The organism is uncultured Aggregatibacter sp. (assembly GCF_938046485.1).
Classification (GTDB): Bacteria; Pseudomonadota; Gammaproteobacteria; order Enterobacterales; family Pasteurellaceae; genus Aggregatibacter.
This window is the reverse complement of the sequence record NZ_CALIWN010000005.1, coordinates 1-13,783: the sequence shown is the minus strand read 5'-3', so window position 1 is coordinate 13,783 and position 13,783 is coordinate 1. Positions and strand designations below refer to the sequence as shown.

The window sequence follows — 13,783 nt, the reverse complement described above, 5'->3', positions numbered from 1 at the left end:
GCACGACCTTGCCAAGGTCGGGGTCGCGAGTTCGAGCCTCGTTTCCCGCTCCAAATTCACAATCCCTCGCTTATGCGGGGGATTTTTTTATGCTTAATTTTCATTTCCCTTTCTCTGACAAAAAAGGGAACCTGTTTCTTCTATGTTTTATTCATTTGGCTTAAAAAAGCACCGCACTTTTAGCGCCTTTACAGTGCTAACTGCTTATTATGAAACTGTTGCAACGTGCAACGATGGCCGACACTGAGAATAATCATGTTTGGGAAGCGGCTGCGGATGATTTTATACAGCAATTCTTCCGTTGGCTCATCCAGTGCCGATGTGGTTTCGTCTAAAAAAATCACATCGGGTTGCATCAGAAGAATGCGGATAAACGCCACCCGTTGCAATTCTCCCGGCGAAAGAATGGCTTGCCAATCGTTGGATTCGTTAAGAGACGGAATGTATTTGCTCAAACGGCACTGCTCCATAGCCAACTCCAATTCGCCACGTTTAGGTTCGATATTCGGATAACAAATCGCTTCGCGTAACGTGCCTTGCGGCATATACGGGCGTTGTGGCAGAAACAGACTGTTGCTACATGGACGCTCTACCCGACCTTCCGTATCAAACGGATAAATCCCCGCAATGGCTTTGAGTAATGAGGTTTTTCCTGCGCCTGACGGGCCTTGAATGAGCAAAGCATCGCCATTTTGCAAATCCACGTTCAGATCCTTCAGCAAGACTTTTCCGTTGCCGTCTTTAATCCCGAAATGATGCAATGACACCCGATGAGAACACTCCACCGGCTGATGAATGTCCGTGCCGTCCAATTCGTCTAATTTGGTAAAAAAACCATACAAACGATTGAGACGCGCTTGATACAACGTGAATTCTTCATAGAACAAACGGAAGAAAGACAACGCCCGCATAAGGCGATTGAAGGCTTGTACCGTTTGGTGCATATCGCCTAATTTCACCTGTCCGGCAAAGAAACGCGGCGCTTGCAACATGAGCGGTAGAATCATGGCAATTTGCGTCACGCCGGTATTAAACCCGTCCAACCCCAACATACGGCGCACAATCACCCAACGGTTGTGAATGATAGCGTGAAATTTCGCTTGTAAATTTGACCGCTCTTTTATTTCACCATCGTAAAACGCAATACTTTCTGCGTTATCACGCACGCGAATTAAGGAATAACGGTAATCCCCGTTCAATCGTTCTTTATCAAAATTCAATTTAATCAGCGGGTGCCCAATCCAAACGGAAAGTGCGGTAGCGACGATGATAAAAATATAAATAAAGAACACCACGCCTTTCGGAATCGGCACGCCGAGCAACACCAATATCCCAGACAAACCCCACAGAATAATTGTAAATTCAATGGTGGACATCACGGAATTAATCAAGCCTTGCAACATGGTAACCGTCCCGCTAATAAATTCGCGGGCATCTTGTTCGATACGTTGATCGATGTTATCCGGCAATTCTTTTTCGTATTTCAGACGATAATAATTTTTATGGCGCAACCAACGCACCAGCATTTCATTATTGAGTTTTTCTAACCAACGAATTTCAAACAGCTGGCGTACAAAATAATTGATAATGGAATGCACGATTTTGAACATCACCAACAAGGCATTCAGCCCGGCAAAAAACCAAAAGGCATCGGCTTTTTGTTCTTGTAACGAGGTATAAAGCCCGTTATAGAAAAAGGAATTCAGCACGCTGATTCGCACTTCCAGCAAAATCAAGGTCAGTAACAATAAAAGCAAACCGATAATTTTGTATGCCGATGAGGTTTGCACGCAAGGTTGTGTAATCAGCCAAAAGCGTTGCCCGAAGTCTGTTCGTTTAAGCGCCAATGCCAATACTGCCAACACCGCCGACACGCCCAAAAGTGCGGTCAAAATCCAAGAGAAACTATTATTAACTTCTGTTTGCCAATCCATTTGAATATCCAAAAAGAAAGGGCGTTAAACGCCCTTTAGGGATGAAAGTATTTAATTAGAATTCCACTTTGGTATTAAAGATAAACTCACGTCCATAACCCAACGCCACCGGAATCAGCGTGCTTGTTGCATTGCCTGAAGTGGATGGGAAGTAGGTTTTATCCGTTAAGTTTTTACCGTTAAGTTGGAATGACACTTTCTTGCCGGAGATTTTGGTGTCGTAGGCAATGAAGGCGTCATACACTACGGCGTGTGGAATTTTATACGATTTCGCGTAGTTATTTGTATAAGCATACCAAGATCCCAAATAACGAGCACCACCGCCAACACGGATATTGCCGAAATTAAATTCGCCCACATTATAGGCTAAAAATAAAGAGGATTGATGCTTAGGTACACCGGAAAGCTGTTTATTCACCGCGTCAGGGTATTTTTTATTTTCTAAGGATTTCACTTTGGTGTAAGTATAGTTCGCCGCCACGCTCAACTGATCGGTAAGTTGACCGTTTAAGTCAAATTCCACACCGCGGGAACGTTGTTTGCCGACGATATTTAATTCGGCATTAGCGCCGCTACCCACCGCTTCTGCCACATGACGTTTATTGATATTAAATAACGAAACCGTTGCATTAAAACCGGCATTTTCATACTTCGCACCCATTTCAACGGATTTGCCTTGTTCAGGTTTCAAATCGCCGTTCACAGGGGTTGCAACGCTCATCTGCGGACGGAAGGATTCCGAGTAATTAGCAAAAGTGGCAAAATCAGGCGTAAATTTATATACCGCACCTAATTGATAAAGCAACTTACCATCGTGCTGATCCGTATTACCGGTCTTCGTTACGTTTTGTCCTTTTGATACATCACAATTTGCTGCGTTTAAACAATGGCGGCCGGCAAATTGGTCAAAATATTCATAACGCAAACCGCCGGTCATAATAAAGCGATCAGTGAAATAAGCGGTATCTTGAACGTAAACACCGACAGTTTTTAAATAGTTATATTGGTAGGCATTGCCATTGCCGTTTTTCTTCTGCGCAACAGGATTGGTGTAGTTTGGATGATCAATATTAATATCGGAATCCATAATGCCTTGGTTATAAATCGGACCAATATCACGAATATTACGCATCACATCCACACCGGCGACAAAACGGTTAGCAATCTCACCAATACCGAATTCACCCACGATATTTAATGTGCCACTATGCACGCGTTGATCGCCTTGTTGTTGCTCAATGGCTCGGCGTACATGGCGTGCTTTTAATTCCGGAGAGGTGATCACGCCCTTTTTATTTTTAACTGCAGGGATCGGTGTGTCTGCCACATTAATATTCGAAATACGCGCTTGATTATAGAAATATTCATAACGGGCATAGTTATAACCAGCGTTTAACTTCCAGTTATCGTTAAGTTTATGCTCAACTTTAAAATCAATGTTATCGGTTTTTGCCGTGGTTTCATTATTCGGTTCGTCTAAACGACGGGAGACCGGAATATTCGGCAGAGAATTTGTCGCCGTTAATAAATTCGTCCCACGATCAAACGGCTCAAGAATGTCTTTATGCTCATACGCTACTAAGACTTTGGTGGTGTCATTTTCCCAAGAAAGAGAAGGCGCGTAAGTGGTGTTTTTAATTTTGCCAAAGTTACGCCAGTAATTCTTTTCTTGTTTGTCATAAATAAAACGATAAGCAAAACCATTGCCTAAACCACCGGTGAAATCCACTTGTGTTCCCCACAAACGATGATTTCCCAATGTGCCACCAACCACATATTTCGGTGTTTGATGTGGTTTTTTCGTCACAATATTAACGACACCGCCCGGATCTTGAATGCCATAAAGCACAGAGGCAGGGCCTTTTAAGACTTCGACGGTTTCCGTGGTGGCGCTAAAGTTCTTGGCAGGGCCGGCTTGCAAGCCGTTACGCATAATCGAGTTATCACGATTGCCGCCGAAACCGCGTTTTTGAATAGAATCAAACATGCCGCCTAAGGTATTGGCTTGACTAACGCCACTCACATTGTAAAGCGCATCAATTAAGGATTCAGGTTTGCGATCTTTTAATAATTGGGTGGAAAGAATATTGACCGTGTTCGGTGTATCCAGCACAGGCACTTCGGCTTTTGAGACCACAGAGGTCCCGGTGGTTTGATAACCGTTTTGCTTAATGCCGGTATCTTCAACAGTGATTTGTTCAAGATTTTCCGCTTTTTCTTCCGCATAAGCAGACATGGATACCGCCGTTAAAAGTGCGGTGGAAATCACGCTTAATTTAAATTTCATAACATTACCTTTTCAAGTCAAAAAACGGCGACAGTATAGCTGAAAAGTTTCAGCCGAAAAAGAGAATTATTCTCTTTTAAGCACTAAAAAACATCTCAAAAAAACAACCGCACTTTAGATGAAAAAAGCCTGCTACAAAAGTAACAGGCTTCTCTTTATTTCAATTTTTCCAAGCGCGCTAGCAGCACGTCATCAGGTAATCGCTGAATTTTTCGGAGACGATAAATTAATAAAATAGCCGCTAAGGTTAAACTCACAATAAAGGCAATCCAGAACCCTTTCGCCGCAATGCCACCGGTAATGATCCAATCGGTGCGTGCCAACGCGTAACCAAGCGGCATCCCCACCACCCAATAGCAAAATAGCGTAATATACAAAATAGCTTTGGTATCTTTATACCCACGCAACACGCCACCGATAATCACTTGCACCGTGTCGGAAAATTGGTATAGCGCGGCAATTAATAATAAAGTGCCTGCCATGGCAATCACTTCAACGTCTTTCACAAAAATGGCAGCAATATGCTCACGTAAAATTACTGTTAAAAATGCAGTGACTATCGCAACCGATAATCCGACCGCCAATGCAGAATAAGACACCAGTTTTGCCCCATGTGGCGATTTTTCGCCTAAACGTTGCCCGACTAAGATCGTCGTAGCCATACCAATCGACATAGGCAACATGAAGACAAACGAGCTGGTGTTTAAGGCAATTTGGTGGCTCGCTACAACATCAGCACCAAGTGGTGATAGAAATAACGAAGTCAATGCAAATAACGCCACTTCACAACACAGCGCCATGGCGATAGGAAACCCAAGTTTCAGCAACTTGCTCAATGTACGCACATTCGGACGTTCGATAATCTTGTCGAAGACCTTTAAATCACGTTGATTTCTCGCGCGCATACAATAGGTCAACATGAAAAGACACATCATCCAGTTCACGATTGCCGTCGCAATACCACAGCCCACCGCCCCAAATGCCGGAATACCGAGTTTGCCGTAAATGAAAATATAGTTAAGGGGAATGTTGAGCATTAAACCGAGGAAAGTAATCACCATGGCAGGCTTGGTTTTGGCAATACCGTCATTTAAACAACGAAAATTAATCATTAATAAATAACCCGGCAAGCCCCAAATCATGGCGTGTAAATAGCCGCTTGTGATCTCTGCCAAACGGGGTTCCATATCCATGTTTTGCAAGACAGCATCGCTGTGATAAATCAATAAACCGAGGGGAATGCAGCTAAAGAACACGATCCAGATGCCTTGGCGTACCTGATGAGCAATCCGTTTACGCTGACCGGAGCCATTCAAATAGGAAATCGTCGGAGGCAAGGCGAGTAACAACCCGTGTCCGAATAACACCAACGGCAACCAAATGGAGGCACCCACGGAAATGGCTGCCATGTCTGCTGCGCTCACGCGCCCTGCCATGATGGTATCCACCATCCCCATGGAATTTTGCGCAATTTGTGCGAACAAAATCGGAATGGCGATAGCAATTAATTTTTTGGCTTCAATATGATATTCTTTGACGAAGTTTAGATTCATAAATAAATAGATTTCGAGGTCATTATGTTTACAGGCATTGTGCAAGGTACCGCACAAATTAAGGCGATTACAGAAGCGGCTAATTTTAGAACACACGTGGTGGAAATGCCACAAGAAATGCTGAAAGGATTACAAATCGGTGCCTCTGTTGCGCACAACGGCGTGTGTTTAACCGTCACGGAAATCAAAGGCAATTTGGTGAGTTTCGACTTAATGCAAGAAACCTTGAAAATCACTAATTTAGGCGAATTAAAGGCTGGTGATTTCGTCAATATCGAGCGCGCCATGCAAATGGGCACAGAAATCGGCGGGCATATATTATCCGGTCATGTGTATTGCACCGCGGACATCATTGAACGCATTCCTTCCGAAAATAACCTGCAAATTTGGTTCCAACTGCCGAATCAAGACATGATGAAATATGTATTAACCAAAGGCTTTATTGCTGTGGACGGCATTAGTTTAACCATTGGTGAAGTCCGCGAACAAAGCTTCTGCGTCAACCTGATTCCGGAAACCATTCATCGTACGCTAATTGGCAAGAAAGAGGTGGGCGAAAAAGTCAATATTGAAATCGATCCGCAAACGCAAGCTATCGTGGATACGGTGGAACGTTATTTGGCGCAGAAATAATCACAAAGTGCGGTCGAAAAAGACAACGTTTTTTTAGGCTAGCTTTGCTTAGCGTGCCAAACGACCGCAAAAATTACACACATTTTCTTAAAATCACTTTACAAAGGATATAATTTATGCAAGCGAGACGAGACGAGACGAGACGAGACGACCAAGATTGTCGATGAAAATCACGCATTACAACAAGCATTTTTAAATGAATTAGATGAAAAACTTTGGGCATCTGCTGATAAACTCCGCCAACAACTTGACGCCGCCAACTATAAACACATTGTTCTTGGTCTGATCTTCTTAAAATACATTTCCGACAGTTTTACCCATCAACAAGCCAAAATTCAGGCTGAACTAACCGATCCTGAAAACGCGCTCTATCTTGACCGCACTTTTTACGACACCGAAGAAGAATACCAAGAAGCCTTAACCGCCGAACTGGAAAACCGCGACTACTACACCGCCGACAATGTGTTCTGGGTGCCGCAGCAAGCCCGTTGGGATGAGCTAAAATCCGTTTCCATCTTAAACATCGGCGCAGAGCTACCTTGGGGTGGGAAATTTTCCGGCGTCGCCAAACTGATTGACGATGCCTTTGATGCCATAGAAAAAGACAACGAAAAACTGAAAGGCGTCCTCCAACGTATCAGCGGCTATGCTGTAAACGAAGACACCCTGCGTGGGCTGATTATCCTCTTCTCCGATACCAACTTTACCCGTCCGACTTACAACGGCGAGCCCGTGCATTTAGGCGCAAAAGACATTCTCGGCCACGTTTACGAATACTTCCTCGGTCGCTTTGCCCAAGCAGAAGGCAAACGCGGCGGACAATATTTCACGCCGAAATCGATTGTTTCCCTGATTGTCGAAATGCTTGAGCCATACTCCGGTCGCGTGTATGACCCGGCCATGGGCAGTGGTGGCTTTTTCGTGCAAACCGAACGCTTTATCACCGCCCATCAAGGCAACATCAACAACGTGTCCATCTACGGGCAAGAATTCAACCCGACCACCTGGAAGCTCGCCGCCATGAACATGGCCATCCGCGGCATTGATTACGATTTCGGCAAGCACAACGCCGACAGCTTCACCCAGCCGCAACACATCGACAAAAAGATGGATTTCATTATGGCAAACCCGCCATTCAACATCAGCGATTGGTGGAGCGAATCCCTTGCCGATGACCCACGTTGGGCATACGGCACGCCGCCCAAAGGCAACGCCAACTTCGCTTGGCTGCAACACATGATTTACCACCTCTCGCCAAACGGCAAAATGGCATTATTGCTGGCCAACGGCTCTATGAGCAGCCAAACCAACAACGAAGGCGAAATCCGCAAAGCCATCATCAATGCCGACTTGGTGGAATGTATGGTTGCCCTGCCCGGCCAGCTCTTCACCAACACCCAAATCCCCGCTTGTATTTGGTTTTTAAACCGCAACAAAAAGCGCAAAGGCGAAGTGTTATTTATCGATGCCCGCCAAATCGGCTATATGAAAGACCGCGTATTGCGTGATTTCACCGCTGATGACATCGCCCAAATTGCCGACACCCTCCACGCTTGGCAAACATCTAACGGCTATGAAGACCAAGCCGCTTTCTGCAAATCCGCGACTTTAGAAGACATTGCAGGCAACGACTTCGTCCTCACACCGGGACGCTACGTCGGCACCGCAGAACAAGAAGACGACGGCGTACCATTTGCAGAAAAAATGCAAAATCTGACCGCTCTTTTAAAGGAGCAATTTGCAAAAAGTGCGGAATTGGAAGCGGAAATTAAGAAGAATTTAGGGGGATTGGGGTATGAGTGATTGGAAAGAATATACTCTGGGTAATATATCAAGAAATATATCAAGAAGATTTGACTTTAATGCATACCCAAATGTTGTATTTATTAACACTGGAGATGTATTAAATAATAAATTTCTACATTGTGATATATCAAATATCAAAGATTTACCAGGTCAAGCTAAGAAAGCCATAAAAAAAGGCGATATTCTATATAGTGAAATAAGACCAGGTAATGGACGATATTTATTTGTAGATAAGGATTTAGACAATTACGTTGTTTCCACAAAATTTATGGTAATTGAGCCTAATATTAACGTTGTATTACCTGAATTCCTATTTTTACTAATAATTAGCAATGAAACAACCGAATATTTTAAAATGATAGCAGAATCAAGATCTGGAACATTTCCACAGATCACATTTGATTCGGTTTCAAGTTTATCTTTAAATATACCAGATAAAGAAACACAACAAAAAATCCTTGATATTATTACCCCATTAGACGACAAGATAGAACTCAACACCCAAATCAACCAAACCTTGGAACAAACCGCCCAAGCCCTATTTAAAAGCTGGTTTGTCGATTTCGATCCCGTGCGTGCCAAAGTCCAAGCCCTTTCAGACGGCATGAGTCTTGAACAAGCGGAACTGGCAGCCATGCAGGCAATCAGCGGAAAAACACCCGAAGAACTGACCGCCCTTTCACAAACACAGCCCGAACGTTACGCCGAATTAGCCGAAACTGCCAAAGCGTTTCCGTGTGAGATGGTGGAGGTTGATGGGATTGAAGTGCCGAAGGGGTGGAAACAAACAACACTTTCAGAAATTTGTGAAATGCAAAATGGTTATGCATTCAAAAGCTCAGAATGGACTGATGCAGGAATTCCCGTAATAAAAATTGGCTCTATACAATCAACAATTCTTACAGTGGAAGGAAATGGTTTCGTTTCAGAAGATAACCTATCTTTACGTTCTAATTTTGTTTTGAATGATGGAGATATTGTCATTGGACTAACAGGTGCTTATGTTGGAAAAGTAGGGAGAATGCCAGCAAATAAAAAGGCTATGTTGAATCAACGTGTGGCTAAATTTCTAGCTAAACGAATAAATGAATCTGAAACATTTTATAGTTTTATATATATGAATGTAATTCAAGAGGAATTCAAAAACTTTGTTGACTTTACTGCACAAGGTTCTGCACAACCAAATATTAGCACTAGAGATATTTTAAAATATCCATTATTGCTAGCAAATACTGAAGTACATTTAGTTTTTGAAAAGTTGTTAAAGAAAACTCTAGATAAGTCTATATTTAACAGCTACCAAAACGAGATCTTATCTAATTCTAGAGATTTACTACTACCTAGATTATTAAATGGGAAGCTATAAAATGCCAACTCAAGAAGAAATTAAAGTTCATTTGGAAAAAGTAAATACCTATTTAATGGAAGCTGATGCTTCATTTAGAATATATTGCTATTTCTTAAAAATGAGAAGAAGAAATAGAATTAAATTTTACAACTATAATTGTTATACATTTCATTACCTAACAAATGCCCTATTAAATAACTTTCTTAGTCAAATGGCTAAATTGATAGATCCTGCTGAACAAGGAAGAGGAGGTATACTAAAAAACTCTAATCTAAATTATCTCAAAGATATTTTAGATGAAAAAGTAACTCCCGAAGAGAAAAATAAGATTAAGCAGTTAACTGAATATATAAAATCTAATTCAGAAAATCTAAAGTTAATCCGGGACAAAGAATTATCCCATTCAGATAGAGAAACAGTTCGTCATGATGTCATAAAAAAAGAAAATCGTAAAAACATCAGGAAATTGCTTAATGCCAAAATGAAACTATTAAATGTTTTTAGAAGTATAAATAATAGGCTAGATAATCAAAGGTATTTCTTTGAATGGAATATAGATAAGCAAATAAAGCAGATTTTCCAACCAATGATTAAAGATTATAAAGATGCATAAATACTTAATAGATTAATTTTACCTCTGCCAAATCTCCCCTATCCCCTCTTTGCTAAAGAGGGGGACTATTTGGGAGGTTTGTTAGTTACAAGCGGTCGGATTAACAGCAAAATTACTCATGAAAAACACCTAAACTAAAATTACGCTCAAGACCATTCCCCTCTTTCGTAAAGAGGGGTTAGGGGAGATTTAAACCACACACTAAGGAATCCATAATGCTCAACGAAAACGACATCGAACAACTCACTCTTCAACGCCTGCAATCCCTGGATTGGGAATATCGCTACGGTAAAGACTTGCCTGTTCATGAGGGCGAGTTTGCCCGTGGTGATTTGAGCGGTGTAGTTTTTATTGAGCAGCTGCATGAGGCGGTGCGTAAACTTAATCCGCAGCTACCTGAAAGTGCGGTGGATTCTGTGGTTAAATCCGCGACAAAAAGCGATATTGGCGACTTGGTGGTGCGTAATCAGGCATTTTATAAATCGTTGCGTGATGGTGTGCGAGTGGAATATACGCTAAATGGTGAGCAGAAAATCGAGATGGCACGCTTGGTGGATTTTGAGCAGATGAAGAACAACCGCTTTGTTGCCATCAATCAATTGGAAATACGCAGCCGTAAAGGAGGCAAGCGGATTCCTGATATTATCGGCTTTGTAAATGGTCTGCCCTTGGTGGTATTTGAGCTGAAAAATCCGCTGCGTGAATCGGCGGATTTGTTACAGGCGTTTAATCAGTTTGAAACCTATAAAGATGAGATTGCCGAGCTGTTTGTTTACAACCAAGCCCTGATTATTTCAGACGGCATTGCCGCACGTTTGGGCTCGCTTTCGGCAGATTTCCAACGCTTTACGCCGTGGAAAGTGGTCGATGAAAAAAATAAAAGCGCGCGGTTATATTTTGAGGACGAATTGCAAAGCCTGCTCAATGGCTTAATGCAGCCCAAAGATTTGCTCAACTATATCCGCTATTTCGTCTTATTTGAGCGGAATTCCAGCGGCAAAACCATTAAAAAAATCGCGGCATACCATCAATATTACGGCGTAAACGAAGCGGTGGCTTCCACTCTTTTTGCGACCTCGGAAAAAGGCGACCGCCGCATTGGCGTGATGTGGCATACGCAAGGTTCGGGCAAGTCGATTTCCATGTTGTTTTATGCTGGCAAACTGCTTGCGCAGCCTGAATTGAAAAATCCCACTATTGTGGTGGTCACCGACCGCAACGATTTGGACGGTCAGCTCTTCCAAACCTTTTCTTCAGGCAAAGACTTAATCAAACAAACGCCGCAACAAGTGGAAGATCGCGATCAACTGCGCCAACTGCTCGCGCAAAATGAAGTCGGCGGCGTGTTTTTTACGACAATTCAAAAATTCGCCCTCAATGAGGAAGAAAGCCGCTTCCCTATTTTAAATGAGCGCAGCAATATCATTGTAATCAGCGATGAGGCACACCGCAGCCAATATGGCTTTACACAAAAGCTGCATAACGGCAAGTTTCAGGCAGGCTACGCCCGTCATTTGCGTGATGCGTTGCCAAATGCTTCGTTTATCGGTTTTACCGGTACGCCGATTAGCCTAGAAGATAAAGACACGCAAGATGTGTTCGGGCGTTATGTGTCGATTTATGACTTGCAAGATGCAGTGGAAGATGGCGCGACGGTGCCGATTGTGTATGAAGCGCGCCAAATCCGCTTAAACGAAAAAGAACACGATGAGCTATTCAAAGAAATTGATGATTTGCTGGAAGAAGAGCAATCCCCTGCCCTGCGTTTGCAGGAACAATTGCTGGGTTCGCAAGCCCGTCTGGCTGATTTAGCCGCAGATTTTGTGCAGCATTTTGCCAAACGCAATGAAGTCGTCGACAGCAAAGCGATGATGGTGGTTTCCAGCCGTCAGATTTGCGTGGACTTATACAATGAAATCATCAAACTACGCCCTGAATGGCATTCGGGCAATATCAACGAAGGGACGATTAAAATTGTGATGACGGGTTCAGCTTCCGATGCGCCGGAAATGCAGAAACACGTTTACAGTAAACAGGAAAAACAAACGCTGGAACGCCGCTTTAAAGACCCGAACGATCCGCTGAAAGTGGTGATTGTGCGCGATATGTGGCTGACAGGCTTTGATGCGCCTTGCTGTAATACGATGTATATCGACAAGCCGATGCAGGGGCACAACCTGATGCAGGCGATTGCTCGGGTTAACCGTGTATTCCGCAATAAAAGTCGAGAAAATGGCGGCTTGATTGTGGATTATGTCGGTATTGCTGACAAGCTCAAAGAAGCCACCCGGCAATACATAAATTCACAAGGCAAGGGCAAGCTGACGGATAACGTGATTGATGTGTTCTTTAAAATGAAAGAGCATTTAGAGTTCGTCCACAGCCTGTTTGCAACGCCGGTTGAAGGGAAAACGTTTGATGTTCAAGCCGCCTTAGAGAAGGACGAGCCACATGAATTACTGATGGCGATTCGTTTTGCCGCCAACCATATTTTAAGCCTCGATCAATTGCCTTTTGATGGCAAAGCGCACGAGCAACATTGGTTTAATAAAAAAGAAGCCGAGCCACGCAAAAAAGCCTTTTTGAAAGCAGCGGGATTAGTGAAAAAAGGCTATATGCTGTGTGGTGCCTTAGCGGAAGTTGAGCCATACAACCAAGAAATAGCCTTTTACGATGCCGTGCGTGCCATTCTCACGAAGCGCGAACAAAATGGTACAGGCACAAATGAAAGACAGATTTTATTGAAAAAACTGGTTAATCAAACCGTCTATTCCGAAGGTGTGATTGATTTATTTGATCTGCTGGAAAAACCGCAGCCACAAATCAGCCTGCTTTCTGAAGAGTTTTTACAAACCATCAAAAACAGCCCGACGAAAAATTTATGGGTCAGCGCGATGGAGCGTTATTTGGCAAGCGAAATCAAAGCCAAATCAGGCGCAAACCTCACCTTGCAAAAAGACTTTGAACAGCGTTTGAAGGAAGCATTGAATCAATACCACAATCACAATTTAAGCGTCGTCGAAATTTTAGATGAACTCTTCAAAATGAGCCAAGATTTCCAAGAACGCCTAGCTTTAGGTGAAAAGCTAGGGCTGAAAAAAGAAGAACTCGCCTTCTACGAAGCCCTCGCCCAAAACCAAAGCGCCCGTGAACTGATGGGCGATGAAGTATTGAGTAAACTCGCAAAAGAAATCACCGACACACTCAGAAAATCCGTGACCATCGACTGGCAATACAAAGAAGGCGTTCGTGCCAAAATGCGCATTCTCGTGAAACGTGCCTTGCAACGCTACAAATATCCACCGGATAAACAAGAAGAAGCCGTGAGCTATGTGATTAAGCAAGCGGAAGAAATTGCAGAAGAATTAGCCCAGTAAGGGTCTATACTTCACAAACCCTCAAGGGGCGTGTGAAAACCGGTAACCGTGTTTATTTTCATATCACTATTTTAGTGAATTGTAGCGTGCAACTTGTTGCACGAAATCGTGAATGCCTGAAAGCGTTAAATAACGTTCCGTGTGTAATTTAGTCGTGCATCAAGATGCATGCTACGAACGAAATCATGAATGCCTGAAAGCGTTAAATAACGTTCCGTGCGTAATTTGGTCG

At 43.2% G+C, this 13,783-nt stretch carries 8 protein-coding genes; 5 read left to right on the top strand and 3 right to left on the bottom strand.

Annotated elements, in window-relative coordinates; genetic code table 11:
• Positions 1 to 188: 188 nt before the first annotated feature.
• The 3 genes from Q0203_RS00295 to Q0203_RS00285 all read right to left on the bottom strand — a co-directional run bounded on the left by Q0203_RS00295 (position 189) and on the right by Q0203_RS00285 (position 5,774).
• Positions 189 to 1,934 (bottom strand): ABC transporter ATP-binding protein/permease, encoded by a 1,746-nt coding sequence (locus Q0203_RS00295; protein ID WP_297928699.1) that lies wholly within the window; start codon positions 1,932 to 1,934, stop codon positions 189 to 191.
• Positions 1,935 to 1,989: 55 nt separating this feature from the next.
• A complete protein-coding gene (locus tag Q0203_RS00290; protein WP_297928697.1) occupies positions 1,990 to 4,221 on the bottom strand; it encodes a TonB-dependent receptor in 2,232 nt (743 codons plus the stop codon).
• Between the two features lie 155 nt (positions 4,222 to 4,376).
• Complete coding sequence (locus Q0203_RS00285; RefSeq protein WP_297928695.1) at positions 4,377 to 5,774, bottom strand: MATE family efflux transporter; 1,398 nt, start codon at positions 5,772 to 5,774, stop codon at positions 4,377 to 4,379.
• Between the two features lie 24 nt (positions 5,775 to 5,798).
• Here Q0203_RS00285 and Q0203_RS00280 point away from each other — a divergent pair, with 24 nt between their 5' ends.
• The 5 genes from Q0203_RS00280 to Q0203_RS00260 all read left to right on the top strand — a co-directional run bounded on the left by Q0203_RS00280 (position 5,799) and on the right by Q0203_RS00260 (position 13,551).
• Positions 5,799 to 6,407: a riboflavin synthase subunit alpha gene (locus Q0203_RS00280; RefSeq protein WP_297928693.1), complete on the top strand. Its 609-nt coding sequence runs from the start codon at positions 5,799 to 5,801 to the stop codon at positions 6,405 to 6,407.
• Positions 6,408 to 6,563: 156 nt separating this feature from the next.
• The gene (locus Q0203_RS00275; protein ID WP_297928701.1) at positions 6,564 to 8,210 is read left to right on the top strand and encodes a type I restriction-modification system subunit M; all 1,647 of its coding nucleotides are present in this window, start codon (positions 6,564 to 6,566) and stop codon (positions 8,208 to 8,210) included.
• Positions 8,203 to 9,579, top strand: a complete 1,377-nt coding sequence (locus Q0203_RS00270; RefSeq protein WP_297928691.1) for a restriction endonuclease subunit S — start codon at positions 8,203 to 8,205, stop codon at positions 9,577 to 9,579. Before Q0203_RS00275 ends, Q0203_RS00270 begins: the two co-directional genes overlap by 8 nt.
• Position 9,580: 1 nt before the next feature.
• Entirely contained in the window at positions 9,581 to 10,174 is a 594-nt protein-coding gene (locus tag Q0203_RS00265; RefSeq protein WP_297928689.1) for a hypothetical protein, read from the top strand.
• Positions 10,175 to 10,389: 215 nt separating this feature from the next.
• Entirely contained in the window at positions 10,390 to 13,551 is a 3,162-nt protein-coding gene (locus tag Q0203_RS00260; RefSeq protein WP_297928687.1) for a type I restriction endonuclease subunit R, read from the top strand.
• Positions 13,552 to 13,783: the final 232 nt, after the last annotated feature.